The 26004-nt window shown below is 61.3% G+C and carries 30 protein-coding genes; 14 read left to right on the top strand and 16 right to left on the bottom strand.

The window, feature by feature from the left end; translation table 11 throughout:
* Positions 1-13 precede the first annotated feature (13 nt).
* Together NKF26_RS19395 and NKF26_RS19390 are read right to left on the bottom strand one after the other, a co-directional pair.
* Complete coding sequence (locus NKF26_RS19395; protein WP_253226329.1) at positions 14-286, bottom strand: helix-turn-helix domain-containing protein; 273 nt, start codon at positions 284-286, stop codon at positions 14-16.
* Positions 287-365: 79 nt separating this feature from the next.
* On the bottom strand, positions 366-1241 hold the full coding sequence (locus NKF26_RS19390) for an amidohydrolase family protein (RefSeq protein ID WP_253226328.1): 876 nt from the start codon (positions 1239-1241) through the stop codon (positions 366-368).
* Between the two features lie 167 nt (positions 1242-1408).
* Between NKF26_RS19390 and NKF26_RS19385 the strand changes: the two genes are divergently transcribed.
* Together NKF26_RS19385 and NKF26_RS19380 are read left to right on the top strand one after the other, a co-directional pair.
* The gene (locus NKF26_RS19385) at positions 1409-3424 is read left to right on the top strand and encodes a right-handed parallel beta-helix repeat-containing protein (protein ID WP_253226327.1); all 2016 of its coding nucleotides are present in this window, start codon (positions 1409-1411) and stop codon (positions 3422-3424) included.
* A gap of 350 nt (positions 3425-3774) precedes the next feature.
* A complete protein-coding gene (locus tag NKF26_RS19380; RefSeq protein ID WP_253226326.1) occupies positions 3775-4425 on the top strand; it encodes a M99 family carboxypeptidase catalytic domain-containing protein in 651 nt (216 codons plus the stop codon).
* 21 nt (positions 4426-4446) lie between these two features.
* On the opposite strand, the gene NKF26_RS19375 is transcribed toward NKF26_RS19380, so the two are convergent.
* Both NKF26_RS19375 and NKF26_RS19370 read right to left on the bottom strand, forming a co-directional pair.
* Positions 4447-5643 carry an SLC13 family permease gene (locus NKF26_RS19375; RefSeq protein WP_253226325.1) on the bottom strand — a complete coding sequence of 399 codons (1197 nt, stop codon included), beginning with the start codon at positions 5641-5643 and terminating at the stop codon, positions 4447-4449.
* 111 nt (positions 5644-5754) lie between these two features.
* Positions 5755-6216 carry a MaoC/PaaZ C-terminal domain-containing protein gene (locus NKF26_RS19370; protein ID WP_253226324.1) on the bottom strand — a complete coding sequence of 154 codons (462 nt, stop codon included), beginning with the start codon at positions 6214-6216 and terminating at the stop codon, positions 5755-5757.
* Between the two features lie 51 nt (positions 6217-6267).
* Here NKF26_RS19370 and NKF26_RS19365 point away from each other — a divergent pair, with 51 nt between their 5' ends.
* Together NKF26_RS19365 and NKF26_RS19360 are read left to right on the top strand one after the other, a co-directional pair.
* Positions 6268-6729 carry a PaaI family thioesterase gene (locus NKF26_RS19365; protein WP_253226323.1) on the top strand — a complete coding sequence of 154 codons (462 nt, stop codon included), beginning with the start codon at positions 6268-6270 and terminating at the stop codon, positions 6727-6729.
* Between the two features lie 247 nt (positions 6730-6976).
* A complete protein-coding gene (locus NKF26_RS19360; protein ID WP_253234763.1) occupies positions 6977-7891 on the top strand; it encodes a universal stress protein in 915 nt (304 codons plus the stop codon).
* A gap of 148 nt (positions 7892-8039) precedes the next feature.
* Here NKF26_RS19360 and paaK read toward each other — a convergent pair whose 3' ends face one another.
* Entirely contained in the window at positions 8040-9326 is a 1287-nt protein-coding gene (gene paaK / locus NKF26_RS19355) for a phenylacetate--CoA ligase PaaK (RefSeq protein ID WP_253226321.1), read from the bottom strand.
* Between the two features lie 106 nt (positions 9327-9432).
* Between paaK and NKF26_RS19350 the strand changes: the two genes are divergently transcribed.
* On the top strand, positions 9433-9855 hold the full coding sequence (locus NKF26_RS19350; RefSeq protein ID WP_253226320.1) for a hypothetical protein: 423 nt from the start codon (positions 9433-9435) through the stop codon (positions 9853-9855).
* A 61-nt stretch (positions 9856-9916) separates the two neighbouring features.
* Here NKF26_RS19350 and NKF26_RS19345 read toward each other — a convergent pair whose 3' ends face one another.
* A complete protein-coding gene (locus tag NKF26_RS19345) occupies positions 9917-10798 on the bottom strand; it encodes an alpha/beta fold hydrolase (RefSeq protein WP_253226319.1) in 882 nt (293 codons plus the stop codon).
* A 39-nt stretch (positions 10799-10837) separates the two neighbouring features.
* Here NKF26_RS19345 and NKF26_RS19340 point away from each other — a divergent pair, with 39 nt between their 5' ends.
* Complete coding sequence (locus tag NKF26_RS19340; protein ID WP_253226318.1) at positions 10838-11221, top strand: hypothetical protein; 384 nt, start codon at positions 10838-10840, stop codon at positions 11219-11221.
* Between the two features lie 17 nt (positions 11222-11238).
* Here the strand turns inward: NKF26_RS19340 and NKF26_RS19335 are convergent, their stop codons facing one another.
* The 5 genes from NKF26_RS19335 to NKF26_RS19315 form a co-directional block, all read right to left on the bottom strand.
* Positions 11239-11670 (bottom strand): NUDIX domain-containing protein, encoded by a 432-nt coding sequence (locus NKF26_RS19335; RefSeq protein WP_253226317.1) that lies wholly within the window; start codon positions 11668-11670, stop codon positions 11239-11241.
* A gap of 181 nt (positions 11671-11851) precedes the next feature.
* Positions 11852-12238 (bottom strand): nuclear transport factor 2 family protein, encoded by a 387-nt coding sequence (locus NKF26_RS19330; RefSeq protein ID WP_253226316.1) that lies wholly within the window; start codon positions 12236-12238, stop codon positions 11852-11854.
* Between the two features lie 119 nt (positions 12239-12357).
* Entirely contained in the window at positions 12358-13209 is an 852-nt protein-coding gene (locus NKF26_RS19325; RefSeq protein ID WP_253226315.1) for a UbiA family prenyltransferase, read from the bottom strand.
* 58 nt (positions 13210-13267) lie between these two features.
* Positions 13268-14389: a pyridoxal phosphate-dependent aminotransferase gene (locus NKF26_RS19320; RefSeq protein ID WP_253226314.1), complete on the bottom strand. Its 1122-nt coding sequence runs from the start codon at positions 14387-14389 to the stop codon at positions 13268-13270.
* Between the two features lie 44 nt (positions 14390-14433).
* Positions 14434-14583 (bottom strand): hypothetical protein, encoded by a 150-nt coding sequence (locus NKF26_RS19315; protein ID WP_253234762.1) that lies wholly within the window; start codon positions 14581-14583, stop codon positions 14434-14436.
* A 110-nt stretch (positions 14584-14693) separates the two neighbouring features.
* Here NKF26_RS19315 and NKF26_RS19310 point away from each other — a divergent pair, with 110 nt between their 5' ends.
* Positions 14694-14876: a hypothetical protein gene (locus tag NKF26_RS19310; protein WP_253226312.1), complete on the top strand. Its 183-nt coding sequence runs from the start codon at positions 14694-14696 to the stop codon at positions 14874-14876.
* 51 nt (positions 14877-14927) lie between these two features.
* Positions 14928-15536: an HD domain-containing protein gene (locus NKF26_RS19305; protein WP_253234761.1), complete on the top strand. Its 609-nt coding sequence runs from the start codon at positions 14928-14930 to the stop codon at positions 15534-15536.
* A 301-nt stretch (positions 15537-15837) separates the two neighbouring features.
* Here NKF26_RS19305 and NKF26_RS19300 read toward each other — a convergent pair whose 3' ends face one another.
* Positions 15838-16584 (bottom strand): proteasome assembly chaperone family protein, encoded by a 747-nt coding sequence (locus NKF26_RS19300; protein WP_253234760.1) that lies wholly within the window; start codon positions 16582-16584, stop codon positions 15838-15840.
* 119 nt (positions 16585-16703) lie between these two features.
* Here NKF26_RS19300 and NKF26_RS19295 point away from each other — a divergent pair, with 119 nt between their 5' ends.
* Together NKF26_RS19295 and NKF26_RS19290 are read left to right on the top strand one after the other, a co-directional pair.
* On the top strand, positions 16704-17609 hold the full coding sequence (locus tag NKF26_RS19295) for an RsmB/NOP family class I SAM-dependent RNA methyltransferase (RefSeq protein WP_253234759.1): 906 nt from the start codon (positions 16704-16706) through the stop codon (positions 17607-17609).
* Positions 17606-18130 carry a hypothetical protein gene (locus NKF26_RS19290; RefSeq protein ID WP_253226308.1) on the top strand — a complete coding sequence of 175 codons (525 nt, stop codon included), beginning with the start codon at positions 17606-17608 and terminating at the stop codon, positions 18128-18130. The genes NKF26_RS19295 and NKF26_RS19290 overlap by 4 nt, the downstream gene beginning before the upstream one ends.
* A 19-nt stretch (positions 18131-18149) precedes the next feature.
* On the opposite strand, the gene NKF26_RS19285 is transcribed toward NKF26_RS19290, so the two are convergent.
* A complete protein-coding gene (locus NKF26_RS19285; RefSeq protein ID WP_253234758.1) occupies positions 18150-19655 on the bottom strand; it encodes a DUF790 family protein in 1506 nt (501 codons plus the stop codon).
* Between the two features lie 78 nt (positions 19656-19733).
* On the opposite strand from NKF26_RS19285, the gene NKF26_RS19280 reads away from it, so the two are divergent.
* On the top strand, positions 19734-20120 hold the full coding sequence (locus NKF26_RS19280) for a hypothetical protein (protein WP_253226306.1): 387 nt from the start codon (positions 19734-19736) through the stop codon (positions 20118-20120).
* Here NKF26_RS19280 and NKF26_RS19275 read toward each other — a convergent pair whose 3' ends face one another.
* The 3 genes from NKF26_RS19275 to NKF26_RS19265 form a co-directional block, all read right to left on the bottom strand.
* On the bottom strand, positions 20121-20618 hold the full coding sequence (locus NKF26_RS19275) for a hypothetical protein (RefSeq protein ID WP_253234757.1): 498 nt from the start codon (positions 20616-20618) through the stop codon (positions 20121-20123).
* Positions 20619-20800: 182 nt separating this feature from the next.
* Positions 20801-22138, bottom strand: coding sequence for a DEAD/DEAH box helicase family protein (locus NKF26_RS19270; protein WP_253234756.1), 1338 nt, complete (start codon positions 22136-22138; stop codon positions 20801-20803).
* A 23-nt stretch (positions 22139-22161) separates the two neighbouring features.
* Positions 22162-22920, bottom strand: coding sequence for a DUF2797 domain-containing protein (locus tag NKF26_RS19265; RefSeq protein ID WP_253234755.1), 759 nt, complete (start codon positions 22918-22920; stop codon positions 22162-22164).
* Between the two features lie 148 nt (positions 22921-23068).
* Between NKF26_RS19265 and NKF26_RS19260 the strand changes: the two genes are divergently transcribed.
* From NKF26_RS19260 to NKF26_RS19250, 3 genes are all read left to right on the top strand, one after another.
* On the top strand, positions 23069-23296 hold the full coding sequence (locus NKF26_RS19260) for a hypothetical protein (RefSeq protein WP_253226302.1): 228 nt from the start codon (positions 23069-23071) through the stop codon (positions 23294-23296).
* Between the two features lie 219 nt (positions 23297-23515).
* The gene (locus tag NKF26_RS19255; RefSeq protein WP_369682173.1) at positions 23516-24562 is read left to right on the top strand and encodes a S8 family peptidase; all 1047 of its coding nucleotides are present in this window, start codon (positions 23516-23518) and stop codon (positions 24560-24562) included.
* Between the two features lie 251 nt (positions 24563-24813).
* A complete protein-coding gene (locus NKF26_RS19250) occupies positions 24814-25893 on the top strand; it encodes a S8 family serine peptidase (protein ID WP_369682172.1) in 1080 nt (359 codons plus the stop codon).
* The last annotated feature ends 111 nt before the right edge of the window (positions 25894-26004 follow it).

Genomic DNA, 26004 nt, shown 5'->3' with positions numbered 1-26004 from the left:
CCGTTACTGTCCATCACAGGATTTGCTCGCCGATGGAACTGCCATCGAAATCGGCTCGGTTTCGGGGGGAAAATCCGTTCCGCCCGTTTCGAACCAAATCACGCTCCCGGAGGATACGCAGGGAACTGTAGAGTTCCAAATATCCGATCCCCAGCGTATCGTGTATCGTCTCGACCGTCGCGCGGCCGACGACGGACAGATAGAGGTACACCAGTTTCGTCCGCGGCGAAGGAAGTTCGGTCAGGGGAGGGGCCTCCAATTCGAATACCGCACGGTCTTCGATCATTACGGCACGTCACGGTCGAACCGCCTTTGTTATACGTCGCCTGAAATCGGCGGCTTGCGGAGAGTATGACGCTCCCCGCTCAGAGGTCCAGGAATTCCTCCGCGTTCTCCCAGAGGATTTTGCGCTGTACGTCATCAGGGAAATCCAACTCCTCGAACTGGTCCAGCCACTTCTGCGGTCGAATCATCGGGTAATCGGTCCCGAACATAACCTTGTCCTGCAACAGCGTCTTCGCGTAGTGGAGAACCTGGTCGTCGATGTACTTCGGGAGCCACCCCGACAGGTCCATGTAGACGTTGCCCTTCTGCTGGCAGATGGCGAGTTGCTCTTTCTCCCACGGGAAGGCAGGGTGGGCGAGCAGGATTTGCAAGTCGGGGTGTTCCGCGGCGAGGTCGTCTATCATCATCGGGTTCCCGTACTTGATCTTGAGTCCACGGCCACCGGGTGCGCCCGCGCCGAGCGTCGAGTTACCGCCGTGGAAGACGCAGGGCACGCCGAGGTCCTCGATGGTCGAGAACAGTTCCTCGTGTTCGGGGGCGCTCGGGTCGAAGCCCTGTGCGATCTGCTGGAACTTGAACCCCGAGAGGTCGAGGTCCTCGACGACCCGGTGGGCTTCTTCCACACAGTCGTCCTTCAGCGGGTCCACGCTGCCGAAGCCGATGAAGAAGTCGTCGTACTCGTCGCGGATTTCGGCGACGTAGTCGTTCGGCACCGGCGGGTTGCCGGTGTTCGTCTCGGCGTCCCACCCGAGCAGGATCGTTCTCCCGATGCCCGCCTCGTGGTACTCCTCGACCAGCGAGTCGTAGGTGTCCGTCTCCATCTTCGCGCCGAACTTGTTCGCCGCGTCCTCCATCATCTTCCCGCCCGCGTCCTCCAGAAACTCCTTCGTCGGTTGGTGGGCGTGCGTGTCGATGATTCGTGGCTCGTCCTCCTCGGCGAGTACGTCGAGCGTCATACCTGAGAGTTCGCAGGAGAGGTGAAAAAGATGGACGACACGGAGCTAACCGTCGGATGGAACCGAAGATCGATGGATGTAGCTATATCACTACTGACAATGATTACTATTTTTAGTAATAAAATCACGAATTGATTTTATGGATTATTCTTCCCTCTCTGTTGAAGATGCCCGAGACTCCCGACACACCTGACACACCCAGCGAACGAACCGCGACGCTCCACCGGCGGACGTACCTCAAAGCCGCGACCGGCTCGCTGGCCGCGGCTGGTACGTTCACCGGGCTAGCCACCCCGATTACCACGCCGGACGACGCGGACACGGATTCATCCGACCTAACCGACCAGACCGTGACCGCCGACGAGTTCCAGTACGATACCACCTACGACGTGGTGGACGACCTCGGGATGGACCCCACCGGCGAGGAACCGATCGACGACATCCTCGGAAATCACTTGGAGAGCAACACGAAGTTGGAGTTCCCGCAGGGGACCTTCCGCGTCACCGAGTATACGTTCGACTACGGAAACGGACTCCACGACTTCGGGATGGTCGGCGTCGAATCCGGCGCGACTATCGTCCTCGACACGCCGGACGACGTCACGTCGAGTTCCGGTGCGTCGTGGCTCTCGCTCGGCGGGAGCGGGTCGTCCAACATCCAGTACGAAGGCCTCCGTCACGAGGTCGGAAACGCGCCCGAAGCGCCGAGGATGCAGATCAACGTGGACGACGGCCTGTTGGTGCGGGACCTGCGCCATCGCGGCGTCCACGACGGCTCGAAAGGCCCGTTCATCTTCGGCATCTTCACCGAGGACGGATCGGGACTCATCGACGGACTCCACGCTCCCGACGGCGCACCCGACGGCAGCGGTGCGGTCGGCCTCTTCGTCCACCAATACACGAAAGGGAGCCTCGAATGCAGGGACTGTTGGATCGAGGGGTTCCCGAACAACGGCCTCTACGAGTCGAAAAAGAGCACCGGGACGGTGACGGTGAACGGCGGACTGTACAAGAACAACAACATCGCGAACGTCCGCCTCGCCGGGTCGGGCGGCACGGTTCGGGATTGCTGCGTCGTCGTCAAAGAACCCCATTCGGACCCGGATTTCCCGACGAACATGCGCGGCATCTGGCTGTTCGCCGACGACGCGACGGTCGAGAACTGCGACGTGGTGCAGGTCGCCGACGCGGCGAGCGACGGTGGTATCGTCGTCGCCGGAAGCGGAACGACCGAGATTCGGGACACGAGGATTCGAATCCGCACGGACGACACGGCGGCGATGTACGCCGTGAAGCCGGAATCCACGCCCGCGCCGGTCGTCTGTTCCGGCGTCGAGGTAAAGGGCGATGCCGATCACACGGGAAGCGGGAATCCAGGCAGCGCCGCACTTCGTGCCTTCGGGCGACCGAACTCCGTCTTCTGGTCCTGCTGTGTGAAACAAACCGGCAACGACCGGGACGGCGTTCTCCTGCAGTACTGTGACGGAAGCAAAGTGAAGGGGAGTTCGTTCGACGTGACCGGGGACGCCATCGTCCTCGATCACTCCAGCGACGTGATACGAAAGAACAACTCGGTCGGCACCACTCGATGTGCCCACCCATCGTGTCCGGACGACCTGAACACGGCGATCGATCGGTTCGACGACGACACCCTCTCTGCGTATTCGTTCGACCGGGGCGAATCCGGGGCGAGCGTCGTTTCCTCGCCGACTCGAAGCAGGGGCGGCGCGCTCTCGGTCGGGGACACGGTCACGGAGATGACGAGCATGGACGGTCTTCCGGCGTATCCCGCGGCGGGCGACACCGTCAGTTACTGGCTTCGCGGCGACGGCGGCGCAGCGGACGTAAACCTCTCGTACGGCGTCCAAAACGATTCGAGTCGGTATTTCGTCCGCGTGGACATCGCCAACGCCGACCTCATCCTCTTCCGATACGAGAACGGGACGGCCCACCGACTCGGGTCGAATTCGACGGGCTACACCCTCGCGCAGAAGACATGGTACGAACTCGTCGTGGACTGGAGCGAGGACGGAAACCACATGGCGACGCTTCGGGACGCCGACGGCAACCGCATCGCGCACGTCGGGGGAAGCGACGCGACGTGGTCCTCCGGCGGCATCGGCTACGACGCGTATCTCGACTGCGGCCAGCGGGCCGTCTTCGACGACGTGGCGTTGCGGTAAACGGGGAACGACAGGTGTCCCGGCCACGAGGGCCGTTTCCGAACGAGTCGAACTATGTTCTCACAATCTCCATTACCCACAAACCAGATGTACACCATTTAAACATATATCTATATTAAAATTCTTTTAACTTAATCGAATAAGTTTTAACAGGGAAATTAATATCCTTTCCTATGGTTGGAAAAGAGTCGAATGATGTCGCCGCACCATCTCGAACGCGCCGCTCGTTTTTACGCCGTACCGGTCTTGTCGTCGCAGGGACTTCCACTGTACTCGCTACTGAAAGTGCGGCTCGTGAGGCGATTCGTACGACGTATACTATCCGCGAGGGGACGCCGGACGAAACCGATGTGTACATCACTGATACTCAAACAGAAGGACCGGTCGCCGTAGTCGTCGGTGGGATTCAAGGTAACGAACCCGCTGGCTATCAAGCGGCGGGCGGCATCAAAACGTGGTCGATCAACCGTGGAACGCTCGTTACGATTCCACGAGCGAACCCGGTCGCCATCGAACGTGGGACCTATTTCAACGACAACGGGAACTTAAACCGGAAGTTCCCACCAGGTGAAACACCGACGACGCCGCTCGCACGGGCGATTTGGGGCGTCATCGCGTCGTACGATCCCGACATCGTGATCAACCTCCACAGCTCACAGGGGATCTATCGCGAGGACGTTGGCCCCGATGGCGTCGGGCAAGCCATCTATCCGACGACCGCCCCGGGGGCGAGCGAGGACGCGGTCGAAACGGCGGAGTACATGAATCGCTATCATCTCGACGACTCGTTCCCTGACTACTACCGGTTCCAGCGCGGGAACACCATCGACGGGACGCGACCGTACCTCGTTCATAAGACCGATGCGGATCTCGGCGTGCCCGGATTCATCGTCGAGAGCACCCGATACGAAACTTCCCTCGCAACCCGCAGGAACTGGGAGCTCAACATCGTCCACCATCTGTTGGGTCGTCACGGTATCGACCGAACGTACGAAAGCTGATCGACTTCTTCGCCCGCCGTCTCATACTCCGGCGTGCAGCAGGAAGACCGCAATTGCGCTCGTGAGAATGGAAACCGGGAGTCCGACCGACAACAGTCGAACGATGGAGATGTCCACGCCGCGTCGGGCGGCCTGCTGGAGGACGATGAGCGTGGCCGCGCTGGCGATGGGCGTCGCGTTTCCGGCGAGGGTGCTGACCGCCGAAAGGACCAGCCACCCCGCGTCTCCCGACACGCCCGACGAGAGCAGGACGACGGCCGGGACGTTGCTGATGAGGTTCGAGAGGACGAACGTGAGTCCGGCGAATCGCCAACTATCACCGAACCCGCCGACGACGCTCATGAGTGAGGTTTGCTCCAGACTGCCGACGAGGATGAAGATGCCGACGAACAGGACGATGATGCTCCAGTCCATCCCGTGGAGCACGTCCTCGCCGGGAACCCGCCGAAACAACTGAAGCCACGAGATGTGGAGGATACCCAACGATGCCGCGATGATCCCTGGGTCAGCGTCGGGAAACAGGATGAGAAGCACGAACGTGGCGAGGAGGAAGGCGAGACTCGACAGTGCCCACTCCTCGTCGATATCCGGGACGGGAACCTCGGGAAGCGGAACTCCGGACGTCGTGATTGGAACGAGGACGAGCGCCGCGACGAGCAGGCAGACGAACGCGACGGGTGCGAGATGGGTGACGAACTCGACCGACGTCAGACCGCTCTTATTCAGGATGTAGGCGTTCTGTGGGTTGCCGAGCGGCGTCGCCACGCTTCCGATGTTCGCGCCGAGGACGACGGCGATGAGCGGCGGAATCGGGTCGACGTCGGCGTTCCGGACCACCTTCACGAGAATCGGCGTCAGCAGGAGAACTGTCGCGTCGTTGAGCGCGAACGTGCTGAGGACGGCCGCGAGCACGAGCGTCCCGACGGTTAACCGTCGGGCCGTGCCGGTGTAATCAACGAGGTACGATCCCGCCCACCCGTAGAAGCCGCTCAACGAGAGCGCTTCGACGTGCGCGAGCATGCCGAACAGCAGGAGCAGGGTGCTCGTGTCCACGCTCGCTAGTGCCTCGTCGGGGGAAATGGCCCCGATGGCGAGGACGACGACCGCACCCGTCGCGCTCGTCAACGACCGGCTGAGGGGGTAGACGCGGATCTGGTTGAAGAACAGCAGGCCGAACGTCACGAGGACGACGGCGATCACGAGCGCGTCGGAAGCCATGTCCGGTTGTTCACTCGGGGAAATAAAGGATGTTCGGACAGGTCGGGGGTCGAAACGCAACCACCGAGCGAAATTTACAGTGTGACTTTCGTCGATTCGCAGCGATCCGAGTCAGTCCCGCGTCTTGATGAGGAACTTCATGTCTCCCTCGAAGACGACGGTGTCCTCCTGGTTCGTCATCGTGGTGTCGATGGTGACAAGACCGGCGTCGTCGCGGCTCGACAGCTTCTTGGTTCCGGTGACTTCCATGTCGAGCGAGATGGTGTCGTCCATCTTGACCGGGGCGGGGATGTCCATGTAGTTCATGCCGAGGAACGCGAGAACCGTCCGCTCCAGAAAGCCACAGCGGTAGACGAACCCGGTGGCCAGCGAAAACGTCATCGGGCCGTGGGCGACGCGCTCGCCGAAGTACTCGTCCTCGGCGTACTCCTTGTTGGTGTGGAGTTCCGTCCAGTCGCCCGTGAACGCCGAGTGCTGGACGAAGTCGTACTCGGTGACGGTTCGGCCGACGCTCTCGAACGTTTGGCCCTCTTCGAAGTCCTCGAAGTGGTGCGGTTCGTAGCTGTAAGGCATGTCGAAATCCACTCGGCAAGAATATAAGTAATTATTGCACTGAATCGATGTATGGCGAACGTTCCGGACGACAGGCGCGAGAGAATCGCGAGCGACCCGTTCTGTGAAACCCTCGGAATCGAGCTCACGGTGTTGGAATCGGGCCACGCCCGAACCGAGCTCAGAATTCGAGACGAACTGCTCAACTTCCACGGGACGCCCCACGGCGGTCTGGTGTACTCGCTCGCGGACGCGGCGTTCGCCGCCGCGTCCAATTCCGACGGTGAGACTGCGCTCGCACTGGAGACGAACATCTCGTATCTCGCGGCGGCGGACGTCGGTGATACGCTCGTCGCAATCGCCGAGCGCGAGGACGAGACGCGGCGCACGGGGACGTACAGAGTCGATGTCTGTGTAGAGAAAGACGGATCGGACGGGAACGGGGAGGACACGGAAACGGTGGACGACGTCACGGCGGACGACGACGGTCTGGCGGAAGTCGCGATATTCCGTGGCCGAGTGTACAAACCCTGACCGTTTCCCGTACCGCAGCCCCCGCTAACCCGTCAATGGATCGTGCTTATTGGAAAATTCGTTTGAATTTTCACCACTCCGCTAAGAATACAATCGAGAGTACATTTTGTTCGAAAACCGTTGGATGTGACCCAATTCGAAACGTTCATCTGACGAAAATGAAGATTTAATCGCCGATCTATTCTTAAATTCATAACTCACGGAGATAATAGTGTGATTTATACGGTTTCAGCAAATCGCGTGGGATATGAACACGAGTCCCATGCCGTGGGCTCCATCGTTACTGTACGCGACGACCGGCGGGCGGCCATCGCGGCGGAACGTCGTCGTGTTGTCCGACGGAGCGGACGACGAACGGGCGATTTCGTTCGCGGCGGCGCTCGCCGACGCTCGCGGTGGGACGCTGGTCTTCGTCAACGTTGCCATCCGGTCGTCCGGAACCCCGCTCGGCCTCGAGGAAAAGGTGCTCGAAGAGCGGCGAAAGGTGGCCCAAAACAGGCTTCGAACGGTGGTGGATTCGTCGTCCGGAATACGGACTCGGGCGGCGGCTCGCGTCGGGCGGACGGTCTCGGCCATCGCACGGAACGTGTGTGAGGAGTTCTCGGCCGATGTCGTCGTCGTCGCCGAATCCGAATCCCTGTTGCCGACCTCCCTCGGCCGAAGCGTTTCGACACGCGTCGGTGGCAGTGTGGATTGTGACGTCGTCTCGGTCGGTGGGACACACACGTCACGCGACGTGTCTTCGATCCTCGTTCCGGTCGCTGGGGGCCCACACTCCGGACGGGCCGTCGACACGGCGCGTTGTTTGGCCGAAAAGCACGGTGCGTGGGTCGAACTGCTCCACGTCGTTCCCGAATCAGGGGACGAACGACTCCTCGCGGACGCGGAGAGATACGTCACTGCGGCGAACGAACGGCTGGACGAGTTCGAAGGGGTGGACGAGTGGATTTTGGAGGCCGACGACGCTGCCGAGGCAATCATCGACCAATCCCAATACTACGACGTGACCGTTATCGGTGCACCGCAGAAACACCGACTTCGTGAGTTCGTCTTCGGTTCTACGACCGAGGACGTTCGCTCCTCGGCGCACAGCACCGTCATCAGCGTCGAACGACGGAACGGGCGCGAGTCGCTGTTGAGTAACTGGCTCCGGACCGAATAACTGATTCCAAATAACTGATTCCGAACCGGATCGATTGACCGACTTCGGACGAACGTCGCTGGATTCCGATTACAACGTCGCTTCGGTCTTCTCGCCCGCGGTTGCGCCGGCGAACCGTTGGAAGACATCGAACCGTGTCGTGGCCGCGTCAGCGGTGGTCGAACACGCGTTTGACTTTGCCGACCTCGGTTCGTTCGAGGGTGCCGGGTTCGACCACTTCGAGTTCGTCGGGCTTCACGTCGAGAATCTCGCGCAGGCAGGCATCGATCCGATCACGGAGTTCCGCGGGTGAGTCCTCGAAGTTTTCGTGGTATTCGACGGAAATCTTCATCCTGTCGAGTTGGCCGTCCCGCGTTAGATCGATGCGATAGTGTGGCGCGACGGCGTCCAGATCGATCATCACTTCCTCGATTTGGCTCGGGTAGACGTTCACGCCGCGAACGATGAGCAGGTCGTCGGCGCGGCCGGTGACGTTGCCCATGCGAACCATCGTCCGTCCGCACGCACACTCCTCGTAGTTCAGCGTCGTCATGTCGCCGGTTCGGTAGCGCAACACGGGGAGGGCTTCCTTCGTCAGACTGGTGATGACGAGTTCCCCTTCCTCTCCTTCGGGAAGCGATTCGCCCGTCTCCGGGTCGATGACTTCGGGATAGAAGTGGTCCTCCCAGATGTGCTGGCCATCCTGTGCTTCGGCACATTCGATGGAAACGCCCGGTCCGATGATTTCCGAAAGACCGTACACGTCCACGGCGGTCACGTCGAGCGCTTCCTCGATCTCCTCGCGCATCGGGTCCGTGAACGGTTCCGCGCCGATGATGACGGTTTCGAGCGCGAGGTCGTGTGGGTCGATGCCGCGGTCCTCCATCGCTTCGGCGAGGTAGAGACAGTACGACGGGGTACACGAGAGCACCTCGCTTTCCATGTCCAGTAACATGTCGATCTGTCGGGCGGTGTTGCCACCACCCACTGGAATGACACACGCGCCGAGTTCCTCGACGCCATCGTGGAACCCGAGGCCGCCCGTGAACAGACCGTAGCCGTAGGCGTTCTGAACGACGTGCTCCGGTTCGACGCCTGCCGCACGGAGCGACCGGGCCATCACCTCGCGCCAGATACCGAGGTCCGAGTCCGTGTAGCCGACGATTTTCGGCTTCCCGGTGGTCCCCGACGAGGCGTGAATACGGGCCAACTTCGCGCGCGGTACCGCGAACATCCCGTCCGGGTAGTTGTCGCGGAAGTCCTCCTTCGTCGTGAACGGGAGTTTCGAGACGTCCTCGACGCCCCCGATGTCGTCGGGCGAGATGTTCTCTTCGTCCAACGCGTCACGATAGTGAGGGACGTTTTCGTAGGCGTGTGCGACCGTCTCCGCCAGTCGTTCGTCCTGAATCGCACGCAGCTCCGCCCGAGATGACACCTCGGTGTCACTGTATGTCATGCTTGTTCATGATTGGAAGGGGCACGGGAAAACTGTTACTCGACCGGTGTCGAAACGTGCTACTTCGGATGAAAGTTTATTTTCTTTGCCGTTGCACCCCGACGGGATGGCAACAGTCTCGGAACTCTGGGGGCGGTCGGAGGGTCGCAATCGACACTGGTGGGTCTTCGTCGGGGGGTACGCGGGAATCGTCCTCGCGCTCCTCCTCGTCGTGACGCTTGGCAGCGGTTCGACACTGGCTGACACGCTCCTTCCCGTGGCGCTCTTCTACGCCCCACCGTTCGTCTCCGGCGCGAGCGCGTTCCGCGGCGGCGGCTACCTCGCCAGCCTCGCCGTCGGTCTCGCTCCCGGCGTCCTGTACGCCATCGTCGTCGGGGCGCATGTGCTCGTCGGTCAACCAACGACCGCCCAAGCACCGCTGTGGACACTGGCTGTCGGTTTCGGAATCATCGGTATCGTCGGATCGTTCCTCGGCTACGGCATCGGAACGGGCGTGTTGCGATTCGTTCGGGGACGAGAACTCCGGTGAGCACCTGAGCACCCACGTCATCGCAAGCGTGTGGGAAGGGGCCGGTTGCCACTCGAACCGATTACTCGGACAGAAATTCGATCAACGAGTCGTTCACCGCTTCAGGCCGGTCGTTTTGGACCCAGTGACTGGCGTCGGATAGGCGCTCGATTCGCAAGTCGGGAATCCAACGGTCCAGCCCTTCGGTCAACTCGTTGCCGAGCGCGAAGTCCTCCATGCCCCAAATCAGCAGGGTCGGTACCGACACGTCGAGGGAGTGGCTCGACCCGCCGACGAGGGACCGAAGTCCCGTCGGAACGGCGTCGCGGAACAGCGCGCGGTAGTAGTTGATGGACCCCGTCAACGCGCCGGGCTGAGAAGCGGCCTCGACGTAACGCTGGACGTCCGCCTCGCTGAACGCATCCGAGTTCACCGGGGTGTCCCGGAAGATTCCCTCGATGGAGCCGTAGTTTCGGGCGGAGAGATACGCCTCCGGAAGCCACGGCAACTGGAAGAAGAACATGTACCACGAACGTCGGAGCTGTGCGGGCGTCCGCAGGACTTCGCGGAACCGTCCCGGGTGCGGTGCGTTCAGGACGGCGAGTTTGGCGACGCGCTCGGGGTGGCGGATTCCGACCTCCCATGCGACGGCACCACCCCAGTCGTGGCCGACGACGTACGCCTCGTCCCTGCCGAAGTGATCCATGAGGCCGACCACGTCGCCGACCAACTCCTCAACTCGATACGATTCGACGTCGTGGGGTTTCTCCGAGACATTGTATCCCCGCATGTCGGGCGCGACGACGTGGTACCCTGCCTCGGCGAGGGCCGGAATCTGGTCGCGCCACGAGTACCAGAATTCGGGGAAGCCGTGCAGGAGGAGGACGAGTGGGCCATCACCCGCTTCGACGTAGTGGAGACGGACGCCGTTGACGATGGCCTCGTCGTGAGTCATGTCGGACATACGTCTACCGACGGCATTTTCGCCGATAAACGTTGACGTATGCTCGTGGCCGAACCGTTCGCCCTGCCGCTGTCCGAAGTTCGACCCAGTCAGTTGTACATAAACGGACTAAAACTATCTCTCGTGACACAGTGGCTCGACTTCGATGCGCCGGAGTACGACCCGCTTCCGGTGCGAAAAATCCACGGCGAGTGGACGCTCACGGACGGACACACCCGCGCGTTCGTCGCTCATCTCTCGGGTGCTGACGAACTTCGCGTCGTTCGGGACACGGACGAGATTCCGATGGCGATGTACGAACAGTGCGTCTCGTGGTGTGAGGATGAAGGCGTCACGGAGATCGGGGACCTTACTGGACGAGTCGTCACGAACGAGACCTTCGAAATGCAATGGATCGACCGCTGTCGGTCGCTCGAACCGTAGTCAAACGCGACCCGAACTCACTCCAGAATTCGCTCGATGTAGTCGTCCATGTCGCGGGCGAGCGAACACGTGCCGGGCTGAATCCAAAAGTAGCTGTAGACGACGCCGTTGTCCTCCCCGCTCCCGGTGACCTTGTGTCGCCACTCGTCGCGCGGTTCGTCGGCGACGAGGTGGAAGAAGTGCCGCCGGTAGGCTTTCGGCTTCTCGTGATGGTTCCACACGTCCGTGGAGAGCGGGCGGACGGAATCGAAGTCGGTCAAACCGCTCTCCTCTCGCACTTCGCGGACGACTGCCTCGTGGGGGGCTTCCCCGTCCTCAATTGTCCCTTTCGGGACCTGCACGCCAACGTCCTCGTTGGCGTGCTCGAAGACGAGCAGTTGGCGGGGCTGCGCGGCCTTACGCGTGATGTACGCGTAGGCTTTTTCTTCGGTTATTGGTCGATCGATCACGGATACGATTACAAAACGGGGGGCGGGGGCGTAAGCGTTATTTCAGTCAAATGTCTGTTTCGATGTCAGAGACGTGTAGAACCGGATAGAAGATAATTGCACGCTGGCGGAATGTGTTATCGCACCCATCGTACTCCGGTTGCTCGATGCACGGGTATCTCAAAAAAGACGCGCCCGCGGCCTACTGCCACAGCGCTGTGTCGGTATAATTCTCGAAGCGAGTGATATTGCCGTCCTGTAACTCATGGACGTGAGCGAACGGACTCTCGAATCGTTCTCCCGCGTTGGTCGTGGCGTGGAACGCCCCCAGCGCGACGACCGTGTCGCCAGCGTCTACGAACCGGTCGGGTTCGACATCAAATGCCTCGAAATCATCTCTGGCCGGTTCGAAGACGTTCGTTCGAATGGTATCAGGACCGTGGTAGACTCCGCTAAAATGGGACCCCTCCGGTTCGACCCATTCGATGTCGTCGGCCATCGTGGCCAGCACGGAGTCAAGATCTCCCTCATTGAAGCCGTCGTACACTTGCTGTACCGTTTCGACGTTGCTCTGTCGTGTCGATGTCATCGTTTCCCCCCGAATAACTGTATGACACGCAATCAAATATAGCTCTCTACGACCGTTCTGACCGGACGAGAATTGGCCGAACGAAAGGAATTCCTCTCGACTTGACGAGGTATCCCTGCTTACGAGAGCGGACGAAACCACACCGCCGTCAGCAACAGCGCGAGGAAGACGTACGACCCGCGGATGAGCAACATCGTGGCGAGTTCCGGGCCGCTCCGGTAGGCGACGACGGCTACGGCACCGAACGCCACCACTGCGAGAACGGAACTCGGCGGGAACACCCCCGACACCGAAAGTCCGAGGACACAGAGCAACGCGAACAGAATGAGTCCGTAGGCGGTCGTTCGAGCGCGGTTCTGCCCGAGGACGACGGCCACGGTTCGCTTCGAGATGGAGCGGTCGTACTCGTAATCCTGCGCGTCGTCGATGACCTTCACGCCCGAGAGCAGAACGAGGAAGACGAGCGCGAACGCGATGGCGACGGGCGAGAGCGTCCCCGTCTGGACGTAGTAACCGCCGAGGATCGACAGCGCGATACCGAGCGGATAACCGGTCGTCGTCGTGATGGGGTTCGTGTCGAGTTGCGGCGCGTGGAGATAGCCGATGAACCACGTCGGGAGCGTGATGAGCACCGCGCCGACGCCGACGGTCACCCAGAGTCCGCCGAGGCAAACCAGGAAGAGGGTCGCGGCGGCGACGAGCAGGAGCTTACAGCCGTTCGCCGTGAGCGGGTGGTCCTCGTCCTCGCCCCGGATGTAAAAATCGACGTAGCCGTCCTTGACGTGGGCCGTGTAGACGGCCGCGAAGATGGCGACCATGTGGAGTCCGCCGGTCGCGAGCGAAAATTCCCCGGCCAGCATGCTCCCGAACCACGAGGCTGCGACGGGCGGAAGCATGAACACGGGGTGGACTTGCGAAGCGACTGCGCGTGCGGCAGGAACCACGCCGGAACCGCGGCGTGAGATGGGCATCGCATCGACCGACAACGCCATCGCTGATAAAGTCTCAGGCCGAAAGAGGGCGGAAAATTCAGCGAACTGCGTCCGCCGCTTCACCCATGATTTCCAGTGCCGCCTCGATTTCCTCGACGCTCGTCGCGTAGGAGATGCGAGCGTAGCCCGCACCGTGCTCGCCGAACGCCTCGCCGGGGACGACGACGACGCCGCGTTCGAGGACTTCGTCCACGAAGCCGTCCGGAACTTTCGGCATGGCGTAGAATGCACCCTGCGGCGTCGGCGTTTCGAGTCCGATGTCGTTCAGCCCCGAAAGGAGAATATCGCGGCGTTCCTCGAACGAGGCGGCCATCTCCTCGACGGTGTCCTGCGGGCCGGTCAGCGCGCCGAGCGCGGCGAACTGCGCCGGAGCGCTCGCGCAGGCTTGAACGTACTGGTGAACGCGGAGCATGCGCTCGATCCTGCGCTCGCTTCCCGCAACCCAACCGAGTCGCCATCCGGTCATCGAGTACGTCTTCGAGCAGGCGTTGACGACGACGACGTTGTCCGTCTCCGCGAACTGCATCGGCGAGTAGTGTTCGCCCTCGAAGACGATGTGTTCGTACACCTCGTCGGAGATGCAGAGGACGTCGTGTTCGTCCGCAATGCGGGCGAACTCGCGCATGTCCTCCTCGCTCGACACTGCACCGGTCGGGTTGCCGGGGCTGTTGACGACGAACGCGGCGGTGTCGTCCGTGATGTGTTCCTCGATAACCGCGGGGTCGATGGTCAAATCCTCGCGCACGGGAACGGGTTTCGGCGTTCCGCCTGCGAGGTGGGTCAGCGCATCGTACGCGACGAACCCGGGGTCGGGGAAGATGACTTCCTCGCCCGCGTTGACGTGCGCTTCGAGGGCGATGTGGAGCGCTTCGCTGCCACCCGCCGTGGCGATGATGTTCCCCGGCGGCACGTCGATGTCGTTGTCGCGTTCGTGCTTCGCGCTGATGGCTTCCCGAAGCTGGGGAATCCCTTTGTTCGACGTGTAGGCGTCCGTCGCGCCCGATTCGATGGCCTCCAGCGCGGCCTCCCGGGCGTGCTCCGGCGTCGGGAAGTCCGGTTGTCCGAGTCCGAGATTGATGGCGTCCTCACCTGCGGCCTCGAACACTTTCCGAATGCCACTTATCGATACGTGTTCGACCCTGTCCGAAAAGCCGGTCATACACCGAAAGCGACGAAACGGAACCCGATAATTCTTCGCTTCGATTACTCGACCTGTGCGCGAAGCGCTTCGAGATGGTCGTCGATGACCGAGAGGGCCGCGTCGGCGTCCATGTAGCCGTTGTCGTACTCGCTGTACACCTTGTCCACGTCGCGGAAGAACTGGTTCAAATCCACGTCCTCAGTATCGCTCATGAGTGGGGGAAAGCGGTTGGGATGGAAAAAGGCGATGGCTTCGGAGAAGTATGATGATCCTTCCTGTAAAACTAGTTGCTAACCCAACAACCCCCACCCCCACGACCACCATGCCAGATACCTTTCCCACCGTTCGAGTCGGCGAGACGGAACTGAAGGCCGGACGAACGCCAGCACCTGACGACGAGTTCGAGTTTCAACTGGACGACTCGCTCGCCGACGATTACTTCGTTGACGAAACGAACCCGGCGATTATGATACAGTGGAAGTTCGAACTCGTGGTCGAAGCGTAACTGCACGATTAACCGACATTCTAAATAGTCGTCTCGTCCGTTCTCGGGACGATGAGCGACGAACTACACTCCTTGCTGGAATGGTTCGATTTGAAGGACGAACTCCGCACCGGGTGGGTTCTGCGGAACATCGAGGCTCCTGAGTCGGTCGCGGCACATACGTGGGGGACGGCATCGCTGTGTCTCCTCTACGCCGGACGGGCCGACGTCGACCGCGAACGAGTGGTTACGATGGCCCTCATCCACGACCTCGGGGAAGCGCGAACAGGGGATATCGCCACCCGCGCGGAAGACGGACGGGAGACCATCTCGGCGGCGGAGAAGGAAGCCGCCGAACGGAGCGCGGTAACCGACCTCGTCAGTCCCTTCGAGGACGGCGAGTTGGTGTCGTTGTGGGAGGAGTACGAGGCGCGGGAGACGCGGACCGCACGGTTCGTCAAGGACATGGACTTGGTCGATAACTGCCTTCAGGCGCTCAAGTACGAGTCCCAGAACCGGTACGACGAAGCCAAATCGAACGACCACTTCGACGAGTTCGAGAACTTGGACGAGTTCTTCGCCACCGCCGCTCCGCGTTTTCAAACGCAGTTGGGGGAGGAACTGTTCGAACGGATCAAGACGGAGTACGAGAACGAAATCGGACGCGAGTGTCAACTTTGAACATCTCTTTACCACTCGTCCTCCATCGAGTTCGCTAGCACCAATCGATAGGGGCGTCGAAAACGTGCATTTTCACAACCGCCAGAAATCAGCAACCGACACAGTCACGGGGACCAGCAACACTCCCGGAAAATCGGAGATTTTCCGGGCCGACGACTGAACGGAGTTCAGATACCTCGCTCCGCGAGGTATCTGAAACGAAGTGAGGGAGGAGCGCTTTTGATGAACGTTTTACAGGGAAGCCGTCAGCGGTCGCGCGCTACGGCACGCGACCGCTGACTTCTGACCGTCGTAAAACGTTCTATTGGAACATTCTGAGCGGTTGGGCCTGCGAACTCTCCGCCTCTTCGGTCTGCTGCATGCGCTGTGCGAACTGCTCTTTCTGCTCGCGAATCTCCTCGGCGCTCTCGACCAGTTCTTCGGTGTTCACTTCGGTACCGGCGATGGGGTCGACGCCCTTTTCGAGGAGGACGCGGGCCGCTTCGGGGTCGGGGAACTGCGGGTCGGATTCGACGATCAGGCCGATTGCGTCGACGCCGCGTCGGCTTGCGCGGTGGAGGAGCGCGCCGGTCGGGCCGCTAATGGCTCCCATCTCGGTCGGGAACCCGATGTCGTACTCTTCGAGCAGTTGGGCCATGTCGCCGGTCGCGGTCCCGTACAGTTCGGGCACTTTTCCGGGTTGTTTCTGCTGGGGCAGGCCGCTCAGGTAGAGCGGCGTCACGTCGTTCGATTCCATCCAACCCGTGACACAGTCCGCGAACTCCGGGGCGGCGTCCGCCGAGATGGGAACGTCGCTTCGCAGCGCGAGCAAGTCGCGTTCCTCGTCGGCGTAGATGCGAACCGGCGGGAGGAGGTCTGGTTTTCCGTCCTCGTAGATTGCGATTTGGGGGATTCCATCGCAGTCCACCGCGGCGTAGTAGGTCATATCGAACTGTTCGATGAGATGGTCCGTGGCGATTTTGCCGACCAGTCCGAGTCCGGGGAGCCCTTCGACCAACGTCGGTTCGTCGAGTTCGATATCGTCCGCGACGACGGCGATATTCGTCATACCCGTAAATTCGGACCGACTCATCTTAATAACGAGGGCGAGGGAAAACGGTGAGACGGGCGGGTCGGCCACCGACGACTTCGAAACCCACAAACACCTCTCGCCCGCATAGCCGAGCAATGGACGCACTGGAGCGCTACGAACCCATACTCGACGATTTCGAGGCGTTTCTCGCGGCGTGTGAGCGCCCGCTGCCCTCTGTCGTCAGGGTCAACCGCATCAAAGCGACCCGCGAGCAGGTAACGCGGGCGTTCGACGAGGGCGGCGTCGAGTGGTCGCCGCGCGATTGGAACGAGAACGTACTGGAAATCGAGGGCAAACCCGGCAACACGTGGCCCTCGTTTCACGGCTGGACGCACGGACAGGAAGAGGTCTCCTCGATTCCGGCGTTCGTCCTCGACCCCGAACCGGGCGAGCGGGTGTTGGACGCCTGTGCCGCGCCGGGGAGCAAGACGACCCAACTCGCCGCGCTGATGGACGACGAAGGGTTGGTCGTGGCAAACGACAGCAACCTCGGCCGACTGTCGGCGCTCCGGTTCAACACCGAACGACTCGGCGTCACCTGCGCGGCCGTGACGAATCAGGACGCCAGGAACTTCTCGCTCAAACCGTTCGGCATCGAGACCTTCGATGTGTCGCTCGTGGACGTTCCGTGTTCCTGCGAGGGGACGATTCGAAAGAACCCGACCGCGCTGGACGACTGGGGACTCGACCACATCGAAGGCGTTGCTGGCGTGCAGAAGGGAATTCTCCGCCGGGCGATACAGGCCACGCGCGAGGGGGGCAAAGTGGTGTACTCCACCTGCACGTTCGCCCCGGAGGAGAACGAGGCCGTCCTCGATTACGTCCTCTCCCGCGAGGACTGCCGACTGGTCGAGTACGACATCGGCCTGCGATCCGAACCGGGACTCACGGAGTGGAAGGATGACGAGTTCGACGACAGCATTCGGAAGGCGAAACGGTTCTACCCGCACCACAACGACACGGGCGGGTTCTTCTGTGCGAAGTTGGAGGTGGGCCGATGAGCGATAGGGATGAGGAACTCGCGTCGAACGACGGCCAGCGATTCGACCGCCTGCCGGAGACGGAAGACGGCCGCGAGGTGTCGGGGCGCGTGAGCAGGGCCGAAGTCCTCGACTGGTGGGAAGAACGGTTCGGCATCCCGCCGGAGACGTTCGAGCACGCTTCCTTCTGGGAGAAGGGGAAAGGAAAGATCTGGATACTCGACGGCGATTTGGAATCGCCCGTTCACATCGAAGCGCTCGGGATGACGTTCCTCCGCACGCGACAGCGCCACTGGAAGCCGACGACGAACGCGGCCCAGCGGTTCGGTCGGCACGCGACGAAAAACGTCATCGAACTCGACGCCGAGCGAGCGAGTCGGTTCGCCCGTGGCGAGGATCAGGAAGTCGATTGGGACGGCGATTGGGGCTATCTCATCGCCGCGCACGAAATCGCGGGAAAAATCGAACCGCTCGGCGTCGGCCTGTTCCTTCACGGCGAACTCCAGTCGCTCGTGCCGCAGGGGCGACAGCGGGACCTCTGAGGGTTTCACACCACCTATCTTACTCGTGGCGTCGCACGACGCCGCCGCCCAGTCCCTCCCACTCGACGACGTAGCCGAGTTCCGAGAGGAGCGCGCTGTCGTCCTCGATACCCCGCTCGGAGAACGTCGATTTCGCGTCCGAGTAGGCCATGCCGTCCTCGATTTCGTCCCCGATATCCGTGAGGATGGCGGGTCGAATCAGTGTTCTGCCGACCTGTCGATGCCCGGGGAACGACTTGCCTTCCAGCGCGTCTTCGCTGACGCCGTGTTCCTCGGCGAGGTCTGCGATGGAAACCACGTCCGCGTCCGGCACGAGTTCGTCGGGGAGCGCATCGACGCTCGCGGCGACGAGTTCGTCCTCGTACCGCCGGAGGGCGTCACGGACGTCCTTCAGTCGAATCGACCCCGAGTACGGAATCGCGCGGTGGTCCCGGGCGGAAATCTCCTCGCCGACGCCGAGCGTTTCGTCCACTGCGACGAGCAGTTGGACGTCATCCACGGCGTCCAACTGAGAGAGCTTCTTTTCGACGTATTCGGGGGTCCAGAACCCCATGATCTCGAAGAACATGCGGAAGTCGGCGTGTCGATAGTCGAAGGCGAAGTCGGGAATCATCACTCGGGCACCCGCCGCGAGCGGTTCCGGTTCGCGGACGAGGTCCCAGTCCAGTTCGAGCGCTTCGAATCGGGTCGCGAACTCCCGCTCGACGTCGCTGTCGAACGTCACGTCGGCGATGGGTTCCGTTCCGGGTGGGCGTACGGGGTCCGCATCGGAGAGCACGAGTTCGCGCTCGGTTCCGTAGTCGTCGATGGTCGCCACGAGTCGCCACGAATCGGCCTTGACGACGGTTCGAAGCAGGCGGGCGAACCGCGTTCCGTATCGCCGCGTCGAACGGAAGAGCGCGTCCGGGCCGGTGACGACGACCTCCCGTCCGGCGTCCGTCTTGTGGATTTCGTACATCAACCGGAGTCGTTTGACGGCCGAGACGAGCGCTCGCGGGTCCGAGGTTCGAACCCGGAGTTCCGTCGCGTCGAACAGCGCGGTTTGGGCGAGCGAGAGGTTGTACTGGGCAACGAGTTCGTCGGGGTCCCATCGCGAATCGAACGCGACGAGCGGTTGACGCTCTTCGAGGTCGGCGTACAGCGATGTGGCGACGTCGTCCGAAGTCGCGTCGAGGCGCTCCGCGGCGCGGTCGAGCGCCGTCTTTCGCTCCTCTTCGGTGGCGACACCGACCGTCTCCGCGGTTTCGAACGCGACGGTTCGAGCGCGTTCGGGTCGGATGGGGGCACGAGGTTCGAACGTCGCTTCGCGTTCGAGGAGTTTGGCGAACCCGCGAACGAGTTTGAAATCCGATGCGTCAGCTTCGAGGTCGGACAGTGCGGACTGGAGCCGAGCGTGCGGTTCGCCGACGTGGCCCTGATACGTGCCGAGCACGCGTGCTGCGAGCGGTCGGTGTTCTCGGTCGGCGAACTGCGGATGGTAGCCTCCCCCGGCGCGGGAAACCCGGAGCAGGTCTTTCGTAAGCACGGCGTGGGGTACGTAGTTCGAATACAAAAGCAGTCGGAATGAGAAGATTCATTCCAACTGCTCCAATGGGTATGGAGTATGCGAAGACGGGAATCCCTCCAGAAACTCGGTCTCGTTGTCTCTCTTACCTCGATAAGCGGTTGTGCCGCTATTCTCGGTGGCCGTGGAAATCAAAAGGATGACGGGGATAATAGTCGATCCGGAGACTTAGAAAGTCGCGGAATCAAGCCGAAGAAGGGGGAAAACGGCCACCTCGTGGTCGTCGTTACGGTGAAAAACACCGGGAAGGAAACGGAATCCGCGGACCTCAAGGTGACAGTAAAAACGGACGGTACTGTTCACGAGGAAACACCGACTATAACGGTTCCCGCAGGAAAGACGAAAGAGATCAGTGTTCCCTTCGACATGACGTACGACAGATACGAGAACGCAACGAACCGGCCGATATCCATCAATCTGAAGTAACTACAGCAGCCACCAGATCAGAATCGCGACCACGAGCATTTTTTTGGTGAGTATCACGCCGACGATGAACTCCTCCATGGTTATCGACCGTACCCGAACGACAAATCGACGGACGGCCGTTCGAACGCGCTCCACGCTAACGACTTCGAGGAGGGAACCGTACCCGCTCGACGACACGGTGTGGGCGGTCGGAACCCATTCGTCATCCGTGTATCGAACTGCCAGCGGAAGTTCTTCCAAGTACCCGACCTGCACGAACTCGAAACCGTGTTCGGCGGTCACGGCTTCGAGGTTACGCACGTCACCGTCGTCGTCCAAATCGTAACTGACCCGTGCCGGGTCGGCCGTCCACCCGAACTCGAGTAAAAGACAGACGTGCGTCTCACTCACGTGCACGCGCCGAACGGTTGCCGTCTCGGTGTTCCCGACCTGTTCTTTCTGTTTCGCAGTCAGTAGTTCGTATTCACCGGTCGTCGATGGGGTGGATACGTCGGTCATCGTCAGTCTCCGATTCGAAGAGTAGTCGGGGACGACCCCGGGAGCCATGTCAGAGGGAGAGGTCGCCCCCATTCGAGACAAAGGCGACACAAATATTGAGTACTATTAAAATACTATCAAAACTATAGACGTAGAAGATAGTATGAAAACAATCTATACTATCTGAACGGATGGACGAAAATCTATCGGCGGCGGTTCGCGACGCGAACTTCGGCCGTCTCCTCGGTGACGACTTCGTACAGGAGCGCACGCCCTCCGTCGTCCTTCGCGCGGAGGATTCGGCCGAGACGCTGGGTGAACTCGCGTTCGCTTCCGCTCCCGGAGAGAACGACTGCGACGTTGGCATCCGGAACGTCTACCCCTTCGTCCAGCACGTTCGACGTGATGACGCGCGAGTAATCACCCCGCCGAAAGCGGTCGAGGATCTCCCGACGTTCGGGGGCCGACGTCTGATGTGTGATCGCTGGGATGAGAAATCGCTCCGAGAGGCGGTACACGAGGTCGTTGTGGGCGGTGAAAACGATGATCCGGTCGTCCCGGTGGTTACCGAGGATTTCACCGAGCGTGGTGACCTTCCCCTCGCTGTTCATCATGATGTCACGCGCGCGTTGCTTGGCGAGGAGCGCCTTGCGGGCTTTCGGGTCGCTTCCTGACCGCTTGACGAGTTCCTGATAGTCGCTCCCGCTTCGCATCTGAATGGACGAACTGGCGAGGTAGTCGGTGAAGACGCCCTGTGCCGCCTCGTATCGCTCGCGCTCCTCGGGCGTGAGTTCGACGGTCATGCGTTTCACGTCGTACGGCGCGAGGTGCGTTCCGGCGAGTTCGTCCACGTCGATGTCGAAAATTTTCTGTCCGACGAGGTCGCTCACGACCTCGTGTGCGCCGTCCGGTCGTTCGAACGTCGCGGTCAACCCCATTCTGGCGGGGGTGGCCAGCAGGCGGGCGATTTCGCGGTAGCCTTCGCCGCCGAGGTGGTGGACTTCGTCGAAGATGACGAGACCGAACCGGTCGCCGATGTCGTCGGCCCGGAGGTACGCCGAATCGTAGGTCGAGACGGTGAGTCCCTCCACGTTCTGTTCGCCGCCGCCGAGTTGGCCGATGGGAACGTCGAACTCGGTTTCGAGGATACGCCGCCACTGCGTGAGCAAGTCGATGGTCGGGACGACGACGAGCGTCGGGGTTTGACAGCGTTCGATGGCCTTCACGCCGATGACGGTCTTTCCGCTCCCCGTCGGGAGTTCGAGAACCCCCCGCCGTCCCGCGTCCTCCCACGAATCGAGCGCGGCTTCCTGATAGTCCCGCAGTTCGTAGGCGGAGTGGAGCGGCGGGAGTTCGGCGAGGTCGAGGACGGTGTCCGAGAGGGAGAGTCCATCCTCCTCGCAGTACTTGCGGATGGCCGCGTAGCGGAAGGCGGGGGCGCGGCGCGTCTTCGAGCGCGGGTCGGATTCGATGTGGGGAATTTCGCCCTCGGTTTCGACCCGAAGCGTCCCGTTCTCGAAGGAGAGGGTCACGTCTGCCACACCGAATGTGGGGAGTACGGAATCTAAAAGGTGCCGAGGCTGGCCTGCAGGCTTCGGTCGGTCGTACCGGCTTCGAGTTCGTAGCCGACGAGGTCGCGCATGTCCGTCGCGTAGGCCGTCCCGGCGCGTTCGAGGACGAGAACACGGCCTTGCGTTCCGAGGACGGTGCCGCTGGCGAGCGTCTCGTGGACGGGTGCGGATTCCAGTTCGAAGCCGTAATCGAACTCGAACGTTTCGAGCGGGTCGAACCGGGATAACGCGTCCTGCCACGCGGTCCCGTCGACGGTTCGGTTGAGGGTACGGATCTTCGCCGGGACGCGGACACGGTCGGTGAACGTTTCGGCGATTTCGGCCTCGCGCTCGCGGGCGATTCGACCGTCCTTCACGGTCGCGAGGTGGGCGGCGCAGTCCGCACCCTGTTCCCGAAGCCGCGTTTCGAGTCTCCACTCACGGGTAACGCCGACCTTGAATATCGCGGGTGCGAACGCGGCGAGATAGATGGCGTGGTCCTCGAAACAGTCCATCTCGTCCTTGAGACAGGTACCGGTACAGCGAGCACAGACCCACGTGCTGGTGTGGACATCACAGTAAGGGGCGTCGGGACGAGAACAGGGGATGTGCGTCGACCCGTCGAACGTTCCCGCACAGTGTCGTTCCCCGAGCGTATATTCGAGTTCGGTCCCCCGTTCGAGCGTCTCACGCGAAAGGGAATCGCCGTCGCTCACCAGCAGTGCTGGTGGTTCGTCACCGGATGCGCCTGTCTCGTAGCCGACGATCTGCACAACGCACGTTGGGTTTCACCGGATAAAAGGCGTATCGTTCCGCTCGATATCTACGGGTTCTCCCATTCTGATCTGTTAATTTTTTATTATTTCAATAGAAAGTACAACTATGAAAATAGTTTAATAACGTCCTTGGCAATGGTATGTCGTGTCAGGCCATGAATCGGGAGATTCCGAGCGGGACACCGTCGAAGTGAACATCGGGTACGACGGTGAGGGAGGCAAACGAGCGGCGTTGGACGCCGCAGTGACCGTCGTTCGGGAGTTCGCGTCGCTCGACGTGGTGACGGTGACGATTCCGCGCACAAACTGGGAGGAACTGGACGAGCATCCGGAAATACGCTACGTCGAGGAAAACGCACAATCCGGGGCGTGACGGTGTCACTTCGGTGATGGTCAAACGGTCAGTGAAGATGAAACTGCAGTTTAATTTCACAATATGGGCAAGAAATTATATTAACACATAGTCTATTGTTACAGTTGCATGGTAAGGAATGCCAATGGCGTATCACGGCGTAAAATTCTCAAACTAACTGGCGGTTCGCTTGCAGCAGCGGGTGCAACCGGATTCGCAGCGGCGAAGCCGACGGACACGGTGGAGGTGAACGTTGGGTTCAAGAGCGCACGCGGACGGGCGATGACCCGAAGCAGTGCGGACGAAGTCGTCCGGGAGTTCAACTCCATCGAGGCGATGACGATTCGCGTGCCGAAACGGGCGGCGACCGCGCTCGAAAAGAATCCTCACGTCCGCTACGTCGAGGAGAACGGCACGATGCATGCACTCGGCCAAACGCTTCCGTGGGGCGTGGACCGCGTGGACGCTGACGTCGCACACGACAACGGCGACACGGGTTCCGGTGCCGACATCGCCATCATCGACACGGGAATCGATTCGGATCATCCCGACCTGCAAGCCAACATCGGCTCTGGAAAGGCGTTCGTCAAGTGTCGCGGCGGCAAGAGTACGTGCCGGAACGACTGGGACGACGACAACGAACACGGTACGCACTGTTCCGGCATCGCGGACGCCATCGACAACAGCCAAGGTGTCGTCGGCGTCTCGACGCAGGCGACGCTCCACGCCGTCAAAGTGCTCAACAACCAGGGTAGCGGGTCGTACTCGGACATCGCGGCGGGTATCGAGTACGTCGCGGATCAGGGCTGGGACGTCGGGAGCATGAGCCTCGGCGGTTCGTCCGGTTCGCAGACGCTCCGTGATGCGTGCCAGTACGCGGTGGACAACGGCGTCTTCCTCGTCGCCGCGGCGGGCAACAGCGGTCCGTGCACCGACTGCGTCGGCTACCCTGCAGCCTACCCAGAAGTCATGGCAGTCGGTTCGACCAACTCCTCGGATGGTCTCTCGTACTTCTCCAGCACCGGATCGGAAGTCGAGATCGCCGCACCCGGCAGCAGCATCTACTCGACCGTCCCCGGCGGCTACGACACCCTCTCGGGAACGTCGATGGCGACCCCGCACGTCGCGGGGACCGCCGGTCAGTTGATGGCCAACGGGGCGTCGAACACACAGGCGCGGGACACGATCAAGCAAACCGCGGAAGACATCGGCCTTTCGAGCAACGAGAGCGGCGCAGGGCTCCTCGACACGGCGGCCGCACTCGGCCTCGACTCCAGCGACAACTAACCGGTCAGTTCGGTAGCCGACCATCGTCTCCGATTTATACAAAAGCCATTATCCGATAGAAAGTTAATATCTCTTTGATTCTACTTATACTAAGTAAAATAGTTAATTTTTTAAACTCATGTTTCATTCTACCATATGGTATGGTAAGGAAAGCCAATGGCGTATCACGACGTAATATTCTCAAACTGACCGGTGGCTCCATCGCAGCGGCCGGTGCGACTGGCTTGGCATCGGCCGAGCCGACGGACAAGGTGGAAGTGAACGTCGGGTTCAAGAGCGCACGCGGACGGGCGATGACCCGAAGCAGTGCGGACGAAGTCGTCCGGGAGTTCAACTCCATCGAGGCGATGACGATTCGTGTGCCGAAACGGGCGGCGACCGCGCTCGAAAAGAACCCCCACATCCGCTACGTCGAGGAGAACGGCACGATGGAAGCCCTCGCTCAGACGACCCCGTGGGGTGTGGACCGCGTGGATGCCGACGTCGCGCACGACAACGGTGACACGGGTTCCGGTGCCGACATCGCCATCGTCGACACGGGAATCGACGACGACCACCCGGACCTGCAGGCGAACGTCGGCTCGGGCAAGTCGTTCGTCACCTGTGGCAGCGGCGGATACACGGGTAGCTGTATCCTCTACGGGAACAGCAACTCCTGTAACGACTCGTGGTCCGACGACAACAACCACGGGACGCACTGTGCCGGTATCGCGAACGCCGTGGATAACAGCCAGGGCGTCGTCGGCGTCTCGACGCAGGCGACGCTTCACGCCGTCAAAGTGCTCGACTGTTCCGGAAGCGGGTCGTTCTCCGACATCGCGGCCGGTGTCGAGTACGTCGCGGATCAGGGTTGGGACGTCGCCAGCATGAGTCTCGGTGGCTCCTCCAGTTCGCAGACGCTCAAGGACGCAATCGAGTATGCGTACGACAACGGCGTCGTTCTCGTGGCGGCGGCAGGGAACGACGGCCAGTGTACGGATTGTGTCGAGTACCCCGGTGCCTACCCCGAGACGATCACCGTCGCGTCCTCGAACGACAGCGACGAACAGTCCTCGTTCTCCAGCCAAGGTCCGGAAGTCAACATCATCGCCCCCGGTACCGATATCTACTCGACCGTCCCCGGTGGCTACGACACCTACTCCGGAACGTCGATGGCGACCCCGCACGTCGCCGGTGCGGTCGGTCAGCTCATCGCACAGGGCTACTCGGCGCGCGACGCGGAAGACCAGATCCTGAGCACGACCGAAGACCTCGGCCTGTCCAGCAACGTGCAGGGGAGCGGTCTCCTCGACGTTGCCGCCGCGCTCGGTCTCGACTCCAGCGACAACTGAGACAGCGACCCGGTCGACGGCTCATCACACCAACTTTCGTTTTCCAAACCGACGAGCTACGGCTCTGGACGCGTGGAACATTTTCACACCAAGTCAGTTAATAAATACTAG

Origin of the sequence: Haladaptatus sp. AB618 (assembly GCF_024136965.1) — an archaeon.
In the GTDB taxonomy this organism is placed as follows: domain Archaea; phylum Halobacteriota; class Halobacteria; order Halobacteriales; family Haladaptataceae; genus Haladaptatus.
The sequence above is the reverse complement of the archived record's forward strand: the minus strand, read 5'-3'. Positions and strand labels throughout refer to the sequence as shown.

Bases quoted from the DNA above. Each gene is read 5' to 3' on its own strand.
- NKF26_RS19395 (WP_253226329.1), bottom strand. From the start codon at position 286: ATGATCGAAGACCGTGCGGTATTCGAATTGGAGGCCCCTCCCCTGACC.
- NKF26_RS19390 (WP_253226328.1), bottom strand. From the start codon at position 1,241: ATGACGCTCGACGTACTCGCCGAGGAGGACGAGCCACGAATCATCGAC.
- NKF26_RS19385 (WP_253226327.1), top strand. From the start codon at position 1,409: ATGCCCGAGACTCCCGACACACCTGACACACCCAGCGAACGAACCGCG.
- NKF26_RS19375 (WP_253226325.1), bottom strand. From the start codon at position 5,643: ATGGCTTCCGACGCGCTCGTGATCGCCGTCGTCCTCGTGACGTTCGGC.
- NKF26_RS19370 (WP_253226324.1), bottom strand. From the start codon at position 6,216: ATGCCTTACAGCTACGAACCGCACCACTTCGAGGACTTCGAAGAGGGC.
- NKF26_RS19365 (WP_253226323.1), top strand. From the start codon at position 6,268: ATGGCGAACGTTCCGGACGACAGGCGCGAGAGAATCGCGAGCGACCCG.
- NKF26_RS19360 (WP_253234763.1), top strand. From the start codon at position 6,977: ATGAACACGAGTCCCATGCCGTGGGCTCCATCGTTACTGTACGCGACG.
- paaK (WP_253226321.1), bottom strand. From the start codon at position 9,326: ATGACATACAGTGACACCGAGGTGTCATCTCGGGCGGAGCTGCGTGCG.
- NKF26_RS19350 (WP_253226320.1), top strand. From the start codon at position 9,433: ATGGCAACAGTCTCGGAACTCTGGGGGCGGTCGGAGGGTCGCAATCGA.
- NKF26_RS19345 (WP_253226319.1), bottom strand. From the start codon at position 10,798: ATGTCCGACATGACTCACGACGAGGCCATCGTCAACGGCGTCCGTCTC.
- NKF26_RS19340 (WP_253226318.1), top strand. From the start codon at position 10,838: ATGCTCGTGGCCGAACCGTTCGCCCTGCCGCTGTCCGAAGTTCGACCC.
- NKF26_RS19330 (WP_253226316.1), bottom strand. From the start codon at position 12,238: ATGACATCGACACGACAGAGCAACGTCGAAACGGTACAGCAAGTGTAC.
- NKF26_RS19325 (WP_253226315.1), bottom strand. From the start codon at position 13,209: ATGCCCATCTCACGCCGCGGTTCCGGCGTGGTTCCTGCCGCACGCGCA.
- NKF26_RS19320 (WP_253226314.1), bottom strand. From the start codon at position 14,389: ATGACCGGCTTTTCGGACAGGGTCGAACACGTATCGATAAGTGGCATT.
- NKF26_RS19315 (WP_253234762.1), bottom strand. From the start codon at position 14,583: ATGAGCGATACTGAGGACGTGGATTTGAACCAGTTCTTCCGCGACGTG.
- NKF26_RS19310 (WP_253226312.1), top strand. From the start codon at position 14,694: ATGCCAGATACCTTTCCCACCGTTCGAGTCGGCGAGACGGAACTGAAG.
- NKF26_RS19305 (WP_253234761.1), top strand. From the start codon at position 14,928: ATGAGCGACGAACTACACTCCTTGCTGGAATGGTTCGATTTGAAGGAC.
- NKF26_RS19300 (WP_253234760.1), bottom strand. From the start codon at position 16,584: ATGACGAATATCGCCGTCGTCGCGGACGATATCGAACTCGACGAACCG.
- NKF26_RS19295 (WP_253234759.1), top strand. From the start codon at position 16,704: ATGGACGCACTGGAGCGCTACGAACCCATACTCGACGATTTCGAGGCG.
- NKF26_RS19290 (WP_253226308.1), top strand. From the start codon at position 17,606: ATGAGCGATAGGGATGAGGAACTCGCGTCGAACGACGGCCAGCGATTC.
- NKF26_RS19280 (WP_253226306.1), top strand. From the start codon at position 19,734: ATGCGAAGACGGGAATCCCTCCAGAAACTCGGTCTCGTTGTCTCTCTT.
- NKF26_RS19275 (WP_253234757.1), bottom strand. From the start codon at position 20,618: ATGACCGACGTATCCACCCCATCGACGACCGGTGAATACGAACTACTG.